The organism is Saccharibacillus qingshengii (genome assembly GCF_013185195.1).
In the GTDB taxonomy this organism is placed as follows: Bacteria; Bacillota; Bacilli; order Paenibacillales; family Paenibacillaceae; genus Saccharibacillus; species Saccharibacillus qingshengii.
Genome location: NZ_JAAZWC010000005.1, coordinates 38,731 through 55,669 on the forward strand (window position 1 = coordinate 38,731; position 16,939 = coordinate 55,669).

Annotated in this window: 10 protein-coding genes; 3 read left to right on the forward strand and 7 right to left on the reverse strand. The window is 57.9% G+C overall.

Annotated features, from left to right (window positions below; genetic code table 11):
- Nucleotides 1-132 precede the first annotated feature (132 nt).
- The 3 genes from aspA to ald all read right to left on the reverse strand — a co-directional run bounded on the left by aspA (nucleotide 133) and on the right by ald (nucleotide 3,333).
- Complete coding sequence (gene aspA / locus HRQ60_RS06160; protein ID WP_172194772.1) at nucleotides 133-1,554, reverse strand: aspartate ammonia-lyase; 1,422 nt, start codon at nucleotides 1,552-1,554, stop codon at nucleotides 133-135.
- Between the two features lie 190 nt (nucleotides 1,555-1,744).
- Nucleotides 1,745-2,200, reverse strand: a complete 456-nt coding sequence (locus HRQ60_RS06165) for an OsmC family protein (RefSeq protein ID WP_172194773.1) — start codon at nucleotides 2,198-2,200, stop codon at nucleotides 1,745-1,747.
- Nucleotides 2,197-3,333: an alanine dehydrogenase gene (gene ald / locus HRQ60_RS06170; protein ID WP_172194774.1), complete on the reverse strand. Its 1,137-nt coding sequence runs from the start codon at nucleotides 3,331-3,333 to the stop codon at nucleotides 2,197-2,199. Before ald ends, HRQ60_RS06165 begins: the two co-directional genes overlap by 4 nt.
- Before the next feature lie 268 nt (nucleotides 3,334-3,601).
- Between ald and HRQ60_RS06175 the strand changes: the two genes are divergently transcribed.
- The gene (locus tag HRQ60_RS06175; protein WP_172194775.1) at nucleotides 3,602-4,681 is read left to right on the forward strand and encodes a bifunctional 3-deoxy-7-phosphoheptulonate synthase/chorismate mutase; all 1,080 of its coding nucleotides are present in this window, start codon (nucleotides 3,602-3,604) and stop codon (nucleotides 4,679-4,681) included.
- Nucleotides 4,682-4,792: 111 nt separating this feature from the next.
- Here HRQ60_RS06175 and HRQ60_RS06180 read toward each other — a convergent pair whose 3' ends face one another.
- On the reverse strand, nucleotides 4,793-5,926 hold the full coding sequence (locus tag HRQ60_RS06180) for a serpin family protein (RefSeq protein WP_281358060.1): 1,134 nt from the start codon (nucleotides 5,924-5,926) through the stop codon (nucleotides 4,793-4,795).
- A 360-nt stretch (nucleotides 5,927-6,286) separates the two neighbouring features.
- Nucleotides 6,287-9,418: a PAS domain-containing hybrid sensor histidine kinase/response regulator gene (locus HRQ60_RS06185; RefSeq protein ID WP_172194777.1), complete on the reverse strand. Its 3,132-nt coding sequence runs from the start codon at nucleotides 9,416-9,418 to the stop codon at nucleotides 6,287-6,289.
- Nucleotides 9,419-9,769: 351 nt separating this feature from the next.
- Between HRQ60_RS06185 and HRQ60_RS06190 the strand changes: the two genes are divergently transcribed.
- Nucleotides 9,770-11,995 (forward strand): hypothetical protein, encoded by a 2,226-nt coding sequence (locus tag HRQ60_RS06190; RefSeq protein ID WP_172194778.1) that lies wholly within the window; start codon nucleotides 9,770-9,772, stop codon nucleotides 11,993-11,995.
- Between the two features lie 88 nt (nucleotides 11,996-12,083).
- Here the strand turns inward: HRQ60_RS06190 and HRQ60_RS06195 are convergent, their stop codons facing one another.
- Nucleotides 12,084-12,914 carry an AAA family ATPase gene (locus HRQ60_RS06195; protein WP_425501627.1) on the reverse strand — a complete coding sequence of 277 codons (831 nt, stop codon included), beginning with the start codon at nucleotides 12,912-12,914 and terminating at the stop codon, nucleotides 12,084-12,086.
- Between the two features lie 220 nt (nucleotides 12,915-13,134).
- A complete protein-coding gene (locus HRQ60_RS06200; protein WP_172194779.1) occupies nucleotides 13,135-14,748 on the reverse strand; it encodes an amidohydrolase in 1,614 nt (537 codons plus the stop codon).
- Nucleotides 14,749-15,014: 266 nt separating this feature from the next.
- Here HRQ60_RS06200 and HRQ60_RS06205 point away from each other — a divergent pair, with 266 nt between their 5' ends.
- Nucleotides 15,015-16,619 (forward strand): choice-of-anchor I domain-containing protein, encoded by a 1,605-nt coding sequence (locus HRQ60_RS06205; protein ID WP_172194780.1) that lies wholly within the window; start codon nucleotides 15,015-15,017, stop codon nucleotides 16,617-16,619.
- Nucleotides 16,620-16,939 lie beyond the last annotated feature (320 nt).

A 16,939-nucleotide genomic window follows, 5' to 3' on the forward strand; every position in this document is an offset into this window, starting at 1 on the left:
GTTCTGCAGGAAGCGTTCGGCTTCCGCACCGGTTCCGCGCCAAAAAAGCCGTCCACGAAATCCCCGAAAGGCTCTCGAAAACGGCCGTATGGCATAGAGCGAGGCCGCGTGCCGCATATCTGCCTGCGAAGCCTACTCGCGGGTCAGCTGCGACGAACCGGCGATGCCGGGCTTGGTCATCTCGAACGGATTCAAGATGATGTCCAGTTCCTCTTCGCTGAGTACATTGTGCATCAGGCACAAATCACGTACGGAACGTCCGGTCGTCATCGCCTCGCGGGCGATCCGGGCGCAAATTTCGTAGCCGAGATAAGGACTGAGCGCCGTGATGACGCCGACGCTGCGTTCGACGTATTCCGCACAGTTCGCTTCGTTGGCTTCGATCCCGTCGATGCAGTGCGTACGGAAAACGGTCAGTGCCTGATTCATGATACTGATCGACTGCAGCAGATTGAATACCAGCACCGGTTCCATGACGTTCAGCTCCAGCTGCCCGGCTTCGGACGCGAGCGAAATCGTATGGTCGTTGCCGATGACCTGGAAAGCCGTCTGATTGACCACTTCGCACATCACCGGATTGACTTTGCCCGGCATGATCGAAGAACCCGGCTGACGCTCCGGCAGTTTGAGTTCGGCCAATCCGGCGCGAGGACCGGAAGCCAGCAGGCGGATATCGTTGGCGATCTTCGACAAGTTGATCATGCAGATCTTGAGCGCGCCGGACAATTCCGTGTAGGCGTCCGTGTTCTGCGTCGCGTCGACCAGATCTTCGGCGTGGCGCAGCGGCATGCCGCTGATCTCCGCCAGCTTGACGACGACCGTCTCCATATAGGTGACATCGGCGTTCAAACCGGTACCGATAGCCGTCGCGCCCATATTCACCTCGTGCAGCAGTTCTTTGGAACGGCGCACCCGGTGCAGATCGCGGCCGAGTACGCGCGCATACGCGGCGAATTCCTGGCCGAGCCGGATCGGTACGGCATCCTGCAGATGCGTGCGTCCCATTTTGATCACGTGATCGAATTCGCGCGCTTTGTTCTCGAACGAACGCTGAAGACGCTCCATCGTGTCTTCCAGGTTCTCGACAAGCGACAGCGCGGCAATATGGATAGCAGTCGGAAACACGTCGTTGGTGGACTGCGCCATATTGACATGCACATTCGGATTCAGATGGAAATAATCGCCTTTGGGTTTGCCCATCAGTTCAAGCGCACGGTTCGCGATCACTTCGTTGGCATTCATATTGATCGATGTTCCCGCGCCGCCCTGAATCGGATCGACGATAAATTGGCCGTTCCATGCTCCGTCCATCACTTCGCCCGCCGCTTCGACGATCGAAGCGCCCAGAGGTCCTTTCAAGCGTCCCACTTCCATATTGGCGAGTGCGGCCGCTTTTTTGACGATGCCCAGTGCGCGAATCATCGATTCATGAATCCGGTAGCCCGTGATCGGGAAATTCTCGATCGCTCTCATCGTCTGAACGCCGTAATAGGCGTCGGCGGGAACCTGCTTTTCTCCCAGGAAGTCTTTTTCGATCCGAAACTGCGGTTGCATGATTGTATGTCCTCCCGAAGCCGTCTGTATGAATCTGTCGGCGTGAATTGACTTTCTATGCGAATATATCGGATAGTTCAAACGTAAGGATTAGCTGGCGAAGGCGCGCAAAAAAGAACCAGAAAGACCGCCGCGTCCTTGACGGTCTTTCCCGCCTTTCCACATCCACTGTTCCTTGGCCTGCAAAAGTTTAATGCGTTCTCTGCGCAAAAGTCACCGTCGGTTCCGCCGATACCTCGACATTGCCTTCGAGCGCCCGCGTGATCATGCACGAACTTTCGGCTTTGTACGCCAAGCGTTCGGCCTGGGCCAGCACTTCTTCCTTCTGGCTGCCGGCGAGCACGAGCAGCGGACGGTGCGTAATCGATTTGTAGGTAAACACATTATTCGTAACGTCCACGATGCCTTCCGAATCCAGCGTCAGGCTCTCGACCTCGATCGAGGCGCGTTCCAGCATGGCCGCAAGCGTGATGATATAACAGGTTGAAGCGGCTCCAAGCAGCATTTCGTCCGGATTGGTGCCGACTCCCGGTCCATCCATCGGTTCGGGAATCGAGATTTCGGTCTTCAGCTGTCCGCTTTCGATACGTCCGGTACCGCCCCGTCCTCCGTTCCAGTCCGCTTTGAGCCGGAAAATATGATTCATGCGAGACTCTCTCCCTTTTCGCTTAGAATGGCTTCTACTTCAGTATACGCCAAACCGTGCGCTTCCGCGACCGCGCGGTAGGTGACGCAGCCCTCGCAGGTATTGATGCCTTTGGCGATGGCCGGGTTGTCTATTGCCGCCTGCCGGAAGCCTTTGCGGGCAATCTGCAGACCGTAGGGCGTCGTAACCATCGTCAAAGCAAACGTCGACGTACGGGCCACCGCCCCCGGCATATTCGCAACCGCATAATGCAGAACGCCGTGTTTTTCGTAAACGGGATCGTCGTGGGTCGTGATCCGGTCGATGGTTCCGATCGAACCGCCCTGATCGATTGCCACATCCACGATGACCGAGCCCGCATCCATCTTCCGCACCATCTCTTCGGTGACCAGCTTCGGCGCTCTGGCACCCGGAATCAGCACCGCGCCCACCAGCAGATCGGCGCGTTCCACGGCCGTCTCGAGGTTGTGCGGATCGGACATCAGCGTCTTGAGACGTCCGCCGAACTGATCGTCCAGCTGGCGAAGCCGGTCGGCATTGATATCGAGAATGGTGACCTCCGCGCCGAGCCCGATCGCCATCTTGGCCGCGTTTACGCCTACGGTGCCTCCGCCCACGATCGTTACCCTGCCGGGCTCGACACCCGGCACGCCTCCGAGCAGCACGCCTTTGCCGCCAAACGGCTTCTCCAGGAAATGGGCGCCGATCTGGACAGACATCCGGCCGGCCACTTCGCTCATCGGTGTCAGCAGCGGCAGGCTTCCACTCTGCAGTTGGATCGTTTCGTAAGCGATACCCGTTACGCCCTGGTCCTTCAGAGCCAAGGTCAGTTCGGATTCGGCCGCAAGATGCAGATACGTATAGAGGATAAGCCCGCTGCGGAAATATCCGTATTCGGCCGCAAGCGGCTCCTTGATCTTGACTACCATGTCGGCCGCCCAGGCTTCCCCGGCATTCGGTACGACCGACGCGCCCACTGCCGTATAATCTTCATCCGCAAATCCGATTCCGCAGCCCGCTCCGCTCTCGATCCGGACTTCGTGCCCTTCGGCGATATAGGCTTTGGCGGAAGCCGGCGTCATCCCGACCCGGTATTCGTTGTTCTTGATTTCTTTGGGCACTCCGATAATCATGCTCGTTCCCCCCGAATGATAGGTTGGATAACCGGTAAGAGAGGCGACTTCAACCGTTTGAACAGGTGGTTAAAGTTCCCAATTCCATTTTAACATGCCGGGGAATAAAAGAAATCCGATTTTTGAAAGCGTTTTTTTGACCGAAAAATCTATCACGTCTTGCTATGTATACGCTAACCGGATTAGAATGTGTAGAAATACGCTTTTTAATCCTGCTTCGGAATAACGCGGCGAAGCGGGAAAACAGCGCAAAGGAGACTATGCAGACATGAATGAAACATTGGAACAGCTGCGGGCCAGCGTCGACGGAATCGATTCACAGCTTCTGGACCTGCTCAGCAAACGCGCCGAATTGGTACATCAGATCGGACAAGTCAAAGAAACCCAGGGTGTGCCGAAGTTCGAACCGGAACGCGAAAAAGAAATCCTGGATCGCGTCACCGGCCTGAACAAAGGACCGTTCTCGGACAGTACGCTGAAGCATCTGTTCAAAGAAATCTTCAAAGCCTCGCTGAACATTCAGCAGGAAGAACATAAGCGCCAACTGCTTGTCAGCCGCAAAAAACGTCCGGAAGATACGATCGTCAAGTTCAAAGGCGTCGAGGTCGGCGGTCCGAGCCCGATTCTCGTAGCCGGTCCCTGCTCGATCGAATCGCGCGAACAGCTGCGTACGGTTGCCAAGGCGCTCAAAGAATCCGGCGTTACGGTTATGCGCGGTGGTGCATTCAAGCCGAGAACCTCGCCTTACGATTTCCAGGGTCTGGGCCTCGACGGTCTGAAACTGCTGAAAGAAGTCGCGGACGAGTTCGGTCTGGCTACCATCAGCGAAATCGTACACCCGTCGCATATCGAAATCGCAGCCGATTACATCGACGTTATCCAAATCGGCGCCCGCAACATGCACAACTTCGAACTGCTCAAAGAATTGGGCGGCGCCAAAATCCCGGTTCTGCTCAAACGCGGCCTTTCCGCGACACTGGACGAGTTCATCCATGCGGCCGAGTACATCATGGTCAGCGGCAACGAGCAGATCATGCTGATCGAACGCGGGATCCGCACCTACGAGACGGCGACGCGCAATACGCTCGACATCTCGGCGGTTCCGCTGCTCAAGCAAGAAACGCATCTTCCGGTTATGGTCGATGTCACGCATTCCACGGGACGTAAAGACATCATGCTTCCATGTGCCAAGGCGGCTCTCGCCGCAGGCGCGGACGGCATCATGATCGAAGTTCACCCCGACCCGCAAACGGCGCTGTCGGATGCCGGGCAGCAGCTCGATATTCCTCAGTTCGGCGTGTTCTGGGACGGCTTGAAAAACTCCGGTCTGTTCGGTCCACGCTCTTAATATCCGATCCGGCAGACGCTGCAGTCTCTACCGATGCTGCTTTGCTTCTAATCAGCTCTTTAACGAAACAGCCCTGCGGGTTAACCCGCAGGGCTGTTTGGTTCTTCGCTGTCAATCCTTCAACGGATCTCCCACTTCGCCCATGAAGACGATCAGGCCGGTGGTCTTATCGGTAATCGCGAAAAAGAACGGACGGTTCAGCTTCAAGTCGAACGGGACGCTCGGAGGCGGAGCGGACGTAGTCTCGGCCCCGATCACCGTGACGGCAGCCGCTTCCGTCCCTTCCTCGTTCACCTCGACAAAGCTGTCCTGCGTTACGAAGCTGACGTAAAGTTCGCCGGGACCCGCGCCTGAAGCGGCCAGTCCGCCAAACTCGGCTTGGTTCGGGTCAAAAGCGGCCGGCATCCCGAGCTCGGACAGCACGTTGTTGAGCCGCAGTTTGTCTTTGAGCTTGAACCGCGGCAGCTCAATGCTTCCTTCATTTTGGGACAAATCCTGACTCCATTGTTCGAACTTGGGCAGCTCCTGCCGTTTGAATTCGCTAAGCGACCGATCCTCGTCCGGCAGCGCCAGTACCATGCCGAAGTTCTCCGACTCCCCGTACGGCAGACGGACCGCCTGGAAACCTTCGCCGTCCAGATACGCATATTTGCCGCTTTGGCGCATCGTTGGGACGTCTACAGATTTCCCGCCCGCTGTGCGGAACGGAAGATCTTCCGTCTGCGATTTCTCGAACGGTTCGGTCCAATCGCCTTTGAAATACATGGCGTTCATGAGCAGCAGGACCAGATCGCCGCTGAGCGGCGGTTCAAGCACTTTCGGAATTTTGCCGGCTGTGTTGTCGGACGCCCATTGGTTCATGATGTCGACAGATTTTGGAGAAGAGAAATCAAGCGCCTGAATTTGCGCGGCATAATTGTTCTCCATCTGCGAGACATACTCCGGATTCAGCGCAAACCCCTCCCGGCTCCACAACGAATTAGCGATAGCCATCTGCACCGACGGATCGGATCCTCTCAGCAGATCCCGCAGCACTTTCTGCCCTTCCGCCAAGACTTCCGCAGACATGCCGTTCAGCCGCAGCGCCTTGTCCATCTGCTGCTCCGTTTTCCCTTCCGCGCCGGCTTTGAGCATCGACAGAGCAATCGACAGCCCCGCCGGCGAGACCATCCGGTTTGGCCCGACTTCGTCTTCGCCCGGATGCTTTTCCAGCATAGCGTAGAAATCCAGGGCGAACGCGTTCATCGATGCCGCGAGCTTGGGATCGGCGTCTTCCGCTTTGTAGACCGATTTGTACGCCAGCGGCTCGGCCTGGTTCGAGCCGAGGCTTCCCTGCGAACAGCCGGCGACCGCAGCCAGCAGAGCGGCGGCGGCCAGCTTCCTCCCTGTGCGGCGAAACGGTTTGTTTGTATTCCCGATGATTTCCCCCTCCTTGTATTCGCGCAGCCGGAACCCGGCCGGCTTCGAATCGCTTCTTCCTCTATCAACGAAACCGAAGAATGAAATGTTGCTTAAAATGGAAAATTAAAGGCAAAAATTCATAAAAAAAGCCCGGCTCCGATCCGAAGATCGGGCAGGGCGCTGATCGAAAAAAATCCAATTCGCTTATTCGGTTTCGCGGGGCTTCATGCCGGGAGACCGGCGCAGCCGCATGCGGGCCTGATTCAATACGCGTTCGACTTCGCCCGCAGAGACGGGCTTACCGATAAAATCGTCCATTCCGCCTTGAAGACAGCGGTCGATCTCTTCTTGGCGTACAAAAGAACTGACCCCGACAATCAGCGGATGATGCCCCGGAAGAAGATGGGTCCGGATCTGGCTGACCGCTTCGATCCCGTCCATACCGGGCAGCTGCACATCCATAAAGATCAGATCGTAATCCTCGGCGAGCGCCTGACGGACCGCGCTTTCGCCGTCTTCGGCCAGATCGGCGCGGCAGCCGAAGCGGGACAGCATCGCTTCGAGCACCTTAAGATTCATCGGGTGATCTTCGACCGCCAGAATACGCAGTTCGCGCTCCTCGTCGTCTTTGCAGGCAGTGAAATCGGGCTGCTCCCCCGCAGCTTCGGAGACGGTTCCGTTCGCTCCGCCGCCCGTGAGGAACAGCCGGCCTTCTTCTTCCGGAAGCAGGAACCGCAGCAGGAAACGGAAGGTCGCGCCTTCGCCTTCTGCGCTGTCTACGGAAATCGTGCCGTCCATCAGCTCGACCAGTTTGCGGCTGATCGACAATCCGAGCCCGGTGCCGCCGTATTTGCGGTTCAGGATCGGATGCAGCTGGGAGAACGGCTGGAACAAACGGTGCTGTTTCTCTCCCGCAATCCCGATCCCCGTGTCTTGCACCGAAAATTCAATCCAGATTTCGTTCGGAGCGCGGAATGCCTTGGGCGCAGCGCAGAGGATCACGCTGCCGCTGTCGGTAAACTTGATCGCGTTGCCCACCAGATTGATCAGAACCTGGCGAAGCCGCTCGCTGTCGGCCAGAACGACCGAAGGAAGCCGGTGCATGCTTTCGTCCGTCACGAATTCGAGCGCAAGCTTCTTCTCCGAGGCACGAGGCATAAACAGCTGGACCACATTGCCCAGCACTTCGCGCAGTTCGATCGGCTGGGGTTCGATTTCCATCCGGCCCGATTCGATCTTGCTGATATCCAGAATTTCATTCAGAATCTTCAGCAGCGCATAGCTGCTCTCGTGAATAATCTCGACATACTGCCGCTGCTCGCCCTGCAGCTCGCTCTCGCGCAGCAGATCGGCCATGCCGATAATGCCGTTCATCGGAGTCCGCAGTTCGTGGCTGACAATCGACAGAAATTCCGACTTGGCCTGATCGGCCCGTTCCGCGGATTCTTTCGCCCGAATAATCTCTTTCTCCCCCGTTTTGTCCCGGAAGACGAGTACGGCTCCTTTGTTTTCTCCGCGGTCCAGAATCGGCGTCACCTGATAAGAAGCAAGGAAACTTCCTCCGTCTTTGCGCCAAAAAATAGCCTCCGGCTGCGCATGAGCCACACCGGAATCCAGCGCATCCAGCAGCGCCGTAATGCCCGATTGATAGGCGCTCTCCTGGGTCTTGGCCTGACGCAGCATCTCAGCGTAGGAACGTCCGATCGCTTCCCCGCCTTCGTAGCCGAGCATGGCTGCCGCCGCCGGATTGGTGAACATGATCCGGCCGGCCGGATCGAAGCCGACGATGCCTTCGGATACCGTATTGAGCAGCAGCGAATGCTGATAGCTTAACGCTTCGATCTGCGCCGTATACTGCTTGCGCTCCGTAATATCGGTAATAATCGCATAAATACCGCTTTGGTCTTTTTTGGAACCAATCGGGACGTAAGCTACGCTGATCTGGCGCAGTCCGCCGTCACGCCGGTGAAACGAAGTCTCGAATACGCGCGATTCCCCGTTTTTGGCCGCCCGGAAATGATCCTTCGACGTTCCGGCGTATTCTTTGGGCTGAAGCACGCCGATACGCAGACGGGTGATCTGCTCGCGCGTATAGCCGCTCATCGCTTCCATGGCCGGATTGACGGAGAGGATGCGTCCTTTCATATCCATGGAAATGATGCCCGAATTGTGATTGAGGAACAAGGAGCGGTAGCGGCTCTCGCTGCTTCGCAGCTTCTCTTCGATCCGAACGCGTTCGGTCACGTCCTGCACGATGCCGATAATCTGAAGAGGTTCTCCCGTCATACTGTCTTTGGACACTTCCCAGACTCCGTAAATCGTTTTTTCCCTGCCGCCCGGCAGTACGATTCGGTAAGTAAGTTCCCCGTCGCGTCCGCCGCTCAGCGCCGATCCGATCCGGTCCGCCGCTTGCTCGCGGTCCTGCGTATGAATAGCGGCCAAGAACGAGTTGGCGTTCTTCTCGACCGGCTGAATCGAATAATCGAAAATCTCCCGCATTTCGCGCGAAAAGAACAGTTTACCCTGCTGAATATCCCAATGCCAGGAACCGATATTTGCCAGCTGCTGGGCCTTTGCCAAAATGGTATCGTTCATTTTCCGTTCGGTGATGTCTCTCGCGATTACGAGCACCCGGCTGACCTCGCCTTTGGAACTGCGAATCAGACGAAAAGACGTATCGACCCAGCGGACGCTTCCGTTTTTGTGGAGTACACGGCGCTCGAAATTCCGATTTTCAGCAAAAAGGGTTCCTTCCAGCTTCATCTTGGTTGCGTCTCCGGAATGGTAAAAAGCTGTCCGGTTGCGTCCGAGCATTTCTTCCATCGTATAGCCCAGCGTATGTTCCACGGAAGGCGAGACGTACAGGAGCGTTCCGTCCGGTTTGCTAAAAGAGATCATATCCGGCGTATTTTGCGTAATCAGCTTGTACATCTCTCTTGTCCGGTCTTCCGCTTCGTCCACGAGATTCGAAATGTCGTCCAGATACACAAGAATCAACGGGTCGTCGCCTTCTTCCGGCAGTTCGCATTCCACCTTGATCCAGGCGGTTTCGCCGCTGCGGCGGACGAGCCGGATCTCGATCGGTCCAAAAGCCCGGGGCGCATGCAGCCATTCCGCCAGCGACTCCAGCAGATCGGCTTCCGTATCGGGATCGGCGCGCAGAACGGTACTGTAGCCTTTTCCCAGCAGTTCGGCCGTGTTCCAACCGAAAATCCGGCTCATGGCCGGGTTTGCACCGACGCAGCCGCCCGAAAGGTCCAGGATCAGCACGCCGGTTGTCATTTTGTTATACATACGTGAATAAACGGATAGGTTTGGATGATAAGGCGAAGTCAAGGTCATTCTCCTTTGATAAAAAAGCTCATTCTGTCGCTGCTTGCACGTTCCTAATGGTTTACCCATAATCGGCCGCTTTCTAATCGAAGACGATCCGGATCGGGCAAATTCGCCGACCAAAAGTCGAATCCGGTCGGCCGCTTGGCATCGGTTTCGATTATAGCATAGAATCTTATTCCATTTTATTCATAGGACTCGTCATTTTTTTCTGTTTTTTTGTAGAATAATGTCGTGAATTTTGATTATTTCTCTGTAAAGCGTGTGCAAAGTCCGCTATATTAAAAAGAATAGAAATCTACGGTGAGCGTAAATCCCCAGCGGGAACCGCCGTCCATCCACAAGGAGGAGCCCATGAAACGAATCAAACCTTCCCTGTCAGCCAAGTCCACGAAGGCGCCTCCGCCCGCAGCAGACAGCGCCCCAAACACCCGGGAACCCGGCGAAGAGCAAATCTCCCTTCTACCGCTCCAATTTGTGCTGCCGCTTCTGCGGGAAATGGACGAAGCGGCGAAGCGAAAGATGGCGAACGCCCTCGAATTCCCTTTTGCCAAAAGGAATACACGCAAATGGCCGGACGCGCTGTTCGCCAAGTCAATGCTCGATCTGACCGCCCAGGCCCGGAACAGCCGCGAACTGCGCGCCCAACTGGCCGCCGCGCTGCTGGCCGAGCTTCGACCGCTGCTTCAAGCGGAAGAACCGGACTTAACGCCGGAACATTTCGACGAAGATCCGAACAGCCGGATCGCCAAGTACGGCAAATGGCACAGCTATTGGGCTTTGTATTTCCAGACCGGCGCAGAAAGTGAAAGCGTCGATCGGCAGAGGCTCGAACGATTGGCCGCGAGCGATGCCGGAAGCTCTCCCGCCCCTATAGGCAGCGCGCACGAAGCGAAGACAAATTCGGCGGCAGCCGCAAGCGAAACCTCGGAGCAGCGCCGGATCGAGAAGCTTAACCGGCGGATCGAAATGCTGGAGCAGCGCTGCCGCGCAGAAGAAGAGCATGCGCGCCGCGCCGACAAGGAAGCGCTGGATTCCCGGCGCGACGCAAACAGACTCCGGGAGCAGACCGAAAGTCTGATGCGGGAACTCGAAGCCGAGAAACGCCAGAACCGCCGGCTGGCCGAAGAACGCGAAGAAACCGCCGGACGGCTCACGGAGCTGAAACGGAACTACAAGCAGGAGCGCAGCCGGACCGAAGAAGAGCTGGCCGATCTGCGCAGAAAGACGCAGGAAGCCGAACATGCCCTGCAGGTCCGGACATCCCGCAGAGAATCGGAAGAAGAATTCCCGGATCGTCCGGCTTACGGACACGAAGAATCATCCGTCCGTACCTCGCCGCAGTCCGCTTCTTCGAATACGGCCGCAGAGGCAGGTTCGGACGAAGCGGAAGAACTGTTCAGCCGCTTCGGCGCGCTGCTGCGTCAGGATCTGCGCTTCGCTTCCGCCGGTATGCCCGGCGGAAGCGAAGCGGGCGACCTGGAAGCGCGGACGCTGCTGCGCCGTGCGCTCGATCTGCTCGACGCCGTCGACGCGTATGCCGCAGGCCGGCGTCTGATGGGCGGTATTCCGGCGGCTCTGCCGGAAGCCGGAGCCGGCATTTTCCCGCACGGGGTCGAAACGCCGCAGCCTCAGCCTCAGCCGGGCCCGAACGCGGAAACTTCTTCCTCCGAGGAAGAATCCCGCCGTGAAACCTTTTCCATGGAAGAAGCGCTGGAACAGGTCGGTTCCGAAGCCGCTCCGGGACTCGGCGGAACGTTCCATCGGCGGGATCACGGCGGATATATCGTGCTGGAGACCGGAGAAACATTTAATATTACCGAGTCGATGGTGTACAAGCACCGGCTTCAGCACGAAGCCGAAGTCTGGTGCACCCCGCGCGAGGACGGCCATGGAGGGACGCAGTACGAAATCGAGCTGCTGTTCCAAGGGGACGATGCGTATTCCCCCGTACGCCAATACAACGGGTATGTGGAACTGGGCGAGCACGAAGTGTGGTATGCGGTCGATATGAACGATGCCGACCGCCGTTATCCGATCCATGCCAAAGACCTGGATATCCAGCGCCCCGCAGACGGGGCTCCGTGTATCTTCAATGTCGGCGAAGAAGAAACGGTGGCCCGCCTGGCAAGGGTCTACCGCGATTTCTCCGATCCGGAAGCCGTACCCCGCCGGGATCCGGCCGCTGCGCGGCAGAGCGTCCCGTCTTCGTCCAAGCCGAAAAAGGAAGGCCGCAAAAGCAGACCCGAGCCGTTCCTCGAAGGATGCACGATCGTCGTATTGGGCGGCCAGCGCAAATGGTTCGAAGATGTGGTAGTCGAGAGCGGTGCAACTTATGTCCACGAGAACGGAGAACGTCCCGATCTCGTCGCGTCCGATCTGCGGCGTGCGCAGGCCTTGTTCCTGCTGATTACATCGACCTCGCACCGTGCTTCGTGGGAAGGCGTCGAACTGGCCAAAACCTCCGGCGTCCCTTACTTTATTATTCAGGGTTCCAAATCCAATCTGCGCAGTATGCTCTGGGAGAACCGCGAAGAGATTCGCCAGGCCAACCGCGCAGACGAGAAGAATCCCGAATAACCAGGCACGGGGGCATCCCGAATCGAAAAAGCTCCGCCCGGCGCGTATCGACGAATCGATGCCGCGCAGGGCGGAGCTTTTTTTGTCATCAGGCTTGGGATTGCATCCGGACTTCGGTAGGGGTCGGCGCGTACTCTTCATACGATAAAGAGACATGTGCGGCGTGCAGCGGCTGTCGATCGATAATGGCTTTGCGCTTGGCCTTCAGCACGATCTGCTCGATATCCGCAAAGCTGCAGCCGCCGAGCAGCCGGCAGGCTTCGGCTTCCGCTCCGTTTTGGCAGCCGAATTCCCCGATCAGCAGCCGGATATAATGCCGCCGGTCCTGCTCGTTCGGCAGCTGATAGGTCATCCGCGTATCGAATCTACGCCAGATGGCGGGATCAAGCTCGGTTTCCAAATTGGTCGCCGCCATAAAAATACTGACATCGCCGAATTCGTCCAGACACTGCAGCAGCGTATTGACGGCCCGCGCCATTTCTTTGACCTCGTCGCCGCTCTCGCGGGTACGGGCCACGGCATCGAATTCGTCGAGGAACAGTACACAGGGCACCGCGCGCGCATAATCGAATATTTTGCGGATATTGCTGCCGGTCTCCCCCAGATGACTGTGAATCAGCGCATCCAGGCGAACCAAAATCAGAGGCAGTCCCAGAGACGCCGCCACGTGAAAAGCGGTCAGCGTCTTGCCTGTTCCCGGAGGTCCGTACATGACGACTTTATTCGGAATCGGCACATCATGCTGCTCGAATTCTTCTCTCATCTCCAGAATCTGCATGAATTCCTGGACGATGCGCTGGTTGCGCTCCGGCAGAACCAGATGCTTCACTTTGCGCGTACAATCTCTGGCTTCGTAAACGGTCGCCATCTCGGTCCCTTTGGACTTCGGCAGCCGTGCGGTCATTGCGGATTTCCCCACTGCGGACAAGCTCCTCTCGCTGCACTGCTATGGATGCGCCCTGCAGGCGTTTTATTAATAGTAATAATTACTATTTAACTACGGATCGGGCTTGGTGTCAACGCACGGCGCAAAAAGACGCTTTCCCGCTGCACCGGTTCCGGGGTGCGGGGAAGCGTCTTTGTTTTTGGACAGGAAAAAAAGGAGGGCGCCGGCCGCAGACAATCTTACCCTTCCCGAATCAAGCCCGGTAAGCGACTTTGCCGTTCACGACGGTCATAAGCGTCCTGGCTTCGGTAAGCGCTTGTTCGCCTGCGGCAATATCGCGGTCCAGCACGGTAAAATCGGCGGCGAAGCCGACTTGAATCCGTCCGCGTTCGCCGGCTTCGGCCGCCGCAAGCGCACTGCCTTCCGTAAACAGCCACAGCGCCTGCTGCAGACTAAGCCGCTCCTGCGGCAGATAGCCTTCCGCCGGTTCGGCACGGTCGGGACGGCGCCGGGCAACCGCCGCGTGCAGCCCGAGCAGCGGATTCAGCGGCTCGATCGGCGCGTCGCTGCCTCCGGCGCAGACGATACCCGCGTCGATCATCTTTTTCCACGCGTACAGATAATCGGTCCGCTCCGGCCCGACCCGATCCAGTACCCACGGAAAATCGCTGACGACGAAGCGCGGCTGGATATCGGCAATCAGCTGCAGCTTCGTCATGCGTTCCAGCAGCGCCGCATCCAATACCTGCGCGTGGATGAAACGGTCCGGCAGCGCCGTAATGCCCGCAAGCGGATAAGCTTCCATCGCGCCTAGCGTCAAATCCGCCGCGCCGTCGCCGATCGCATGCACGGCAATCGGGAATCCGAGCGACCGAGCGCGGGCCGTGATCGCGTGCAGCCGCTCCCGGGCATGGATCGCCATTCCGCTCGTGGTCGGCGCATCGTGGTAAGGCGCGTTAAGAAGCGCCGTCCGGCCTCCGATCGCTCCGTCGGAGAAAATCTTCACCGCGCCGATCCGCAGCCATTCGTCGCCGTCGCCCGCTGTCAGCCCAAGCGCTTCCGCTTCGTCCAGGTAATCGTGGAAGATAAGGTGATGCGAGCGAAAGTGCAGTCCTTCTTCCCGCAGCTCGCGGTGAATACGCCGCATCACGTCGATTCCGCCGAGATAGCGCAGATCTTCCGTATGCGCCGCGGTCAGACCCAGGCTGAGCGCATATTCGCAGGCGCGGCGGATCGCCGCTTTTTTGTCTGCGTAATCCGGCTTCGGCTGCACGGCTGTCAGCAGCTTGGACGCTTCTTCGTAGATCCAGCCGTTCAGTTCTCCGGACTCGCCCCGTCCCAGCGCGCCGGAAAGCGGATCGGGCGTGTCTGCGGTAACGCCCGCACGGCGGAACGCTTCGCGGTTGGCGAGAAAAGCATGGAAGCAGGTGCGCGTCAAATACAGCGGGCGGCTGCCGGCCGCTTCGTCCAATTCGTCAATCGTCGGGGCTTCGGCCGGCGTGAAGGCGTTCTCGTTCCAGTTCAGCCCGAAGATCCATTCGCCTTCCGGCGTCTTCGCCGCACGTTCGCGAATCTGCCACAGCATCTGCTCTTTGGACGCCGTCTCCGAAAAATCCAGAGCCGCAAGCTTCACGCCCTGCATCGACAAATGCATATGCGAGTCGGTTAAGCCGGGCAGTACGTTTGCCCCTGCCCAATCGACGACTTCGTAAGATCGGCCCGACAATTGAAGCTCAAGGTCGGCCGAGGTCCCGATCGCCCGGATCCTGCCGTTCTCCGTATAAATGGCGTCCGGACTTCCTTCCGAAGCTCCGAGGCCGATCCGGCCGTTTTTGAACAAGGTTCCCTGCGTTTGCTGCTGTGTCATATCCTTCTTCCTTTCTGCATGCGTTTTGCGTTCGGCATACCCGATGTCCGATTCGCTTCCCGTCCAAGTTTATCATATGCGGATCAACCCAGCACCGGCGCGGATAGACGTTTACAAAAAGCGGCTTTGTTTTTGACACCCGGCATACACTGTCTCTTTACAATGGCAGAAGCCTGCCGGCTTTTTGGCCGGTATTCGCGTAACTTTTTACATAGGAAGCCCGGAACCCAAATCGATCGATCCGGCACCCACAAAGGAGAATTTACATGAATACGAATCGCCGCAAACAAACCCTGTCCGGAAAAATCCGCCGCATCCTGCTGGGAGTCGGCACGCTTACGCTCGCTTCGGGCGTACTGACGCTGAACACGCCTCCCCTGCACGCCGCTTCGAACGAAGTGCAGCTGCGCACCGCCGTTCAGAACATGCTGGGCAAAGCCACATGGAATTCGGCGGCGGGCAGCGTGGAAGTCCGGGCCGAGGGAATCACCGCCATGTTCAAGCTCGGCGGTTCCTCCATGACGCTGAACGGCAAAACCATTAAGCTCGATAAAGCCCCTTACGCCGATAAAGGCCGGGTGTATATCCCGCAGTCGGCGCTCGACGCTCTGCTGGGTGCGGCGGCGTCCGCGCAGAACCGGACAGGCTTCGCCCTGACTGCTTCGTTCGCTATGCCTTCCGGCAAAGCCGAGATCGCTTCGTCCACGCCTGACGGACAACGCTTGATCGTGACGGAAGCCGACAAAGGCAGTATCGGCGTGCTGGACATCTCCGATGCCGCCCGGACCTCGCTGCTGAAAACGGTCAGCTTCAAGTCGCTGTCCGAAGCGGCGGAAGTGACAAGCGTCGCGGTCATGCCGGACGGCAAGTACGCGCTCGCCGCCGTCCGCGGCGGCGACACGATGCAGCTGGCCAACCCCGGATTTCTGGCCGTCGTCGATCTGGAGACCTACAAAATCGCCAAAACCTACAAGCTGGGTATCGGGCCGGATTCGATCGCGATTTCGCCGGACGGCAAATACGCCGTGATCGCGATCGAGGACGAAGAACTCGATCCGAAGACGCAGGAATTCGATTATCCGAACGCCAAGCGTCCGGGCAGTATCGCCGTGATGGAGTTTGCCGGCAGCGACGCGCTAAGCGGCACGCTGACCGATCTTCCGGTCGATCTGAGTACCGTAAAAGGCGCCGTTTATCCCCACGAGCCGCAGCCGGAGTATGTCGCGATCAATAAAGACGGAACGATGGCGGCCGTTACGCTGCAGGAGAACAACGCGATCGCTCTCGTCGACCTCGCTTCCAAAAAAGTGACGAAGGTATTCGCTCTCGGCACGACCAAGCATGACGCCGACCTCAAAGACGACGGCGTCATCTCGTTCTCCGACACGATGACCGGACGTTTCGAGCCCGACGGGATCGCTTTCTCGCCGGACGGTCGGCATCTGATCACCGCAAACGAAGGCGATCTCGGCGGCAACGAGTTCAAAGACGGCGTCAGCGCCGGCGGACGGGGCATCGCCGTATGGAGTCTGGACGGCAAACTCGTCTACGACAGCATGAGTCTGATCGACGAAGCCACGGCCAACGCCGGTCTGTATCCGGACGATCGCAGCAGCAAAAAAGGCAGCGAGGTCGAAAACCTGACAACGTCCACCGTGAATGGACGTTCCCTGCTGGCCGTTGCGGCCGAACGCGCGGATGCCATCTTGTTCTTCGATATCGAAGACGCCGCGAATCCCAAGTATCTGGGATTGATCAAGACGGCCGGCGAATCGCCGGAAGGCATTCACCGGGTCAACGGACGCGATCTGTTTATCAGTGCGGACGAAAGTACGGGCACGATCAGCTTCTACGCGCCCGTCGCCCAATAAACGGAGCGCTCGGAACGAATCTATGTTTCCGAACGGCCGCTTGAACAGCCGAATAGTACCTTGTCAACACTAAAGGTAAGGTTACGCTCCCCTGAAACGCACCTAAGGCGTGTGCGTTTCAGGAAAACGTAAACCTCGGATTAAGAGTTGAAAGGGTACTAGTACCTTGACCGGATTAAATCCAAGGTTTGCGTTCATCGGAAACACGCATGGTTCAAGCGGGTTTTCGAGGGGCGTAACCTAACATCTTTATCGGTCAAGGTACTAGGCCATAAGCCGAATCCATACCAAAAAGCCGGAGTCCCGTTTATGGGACCCCG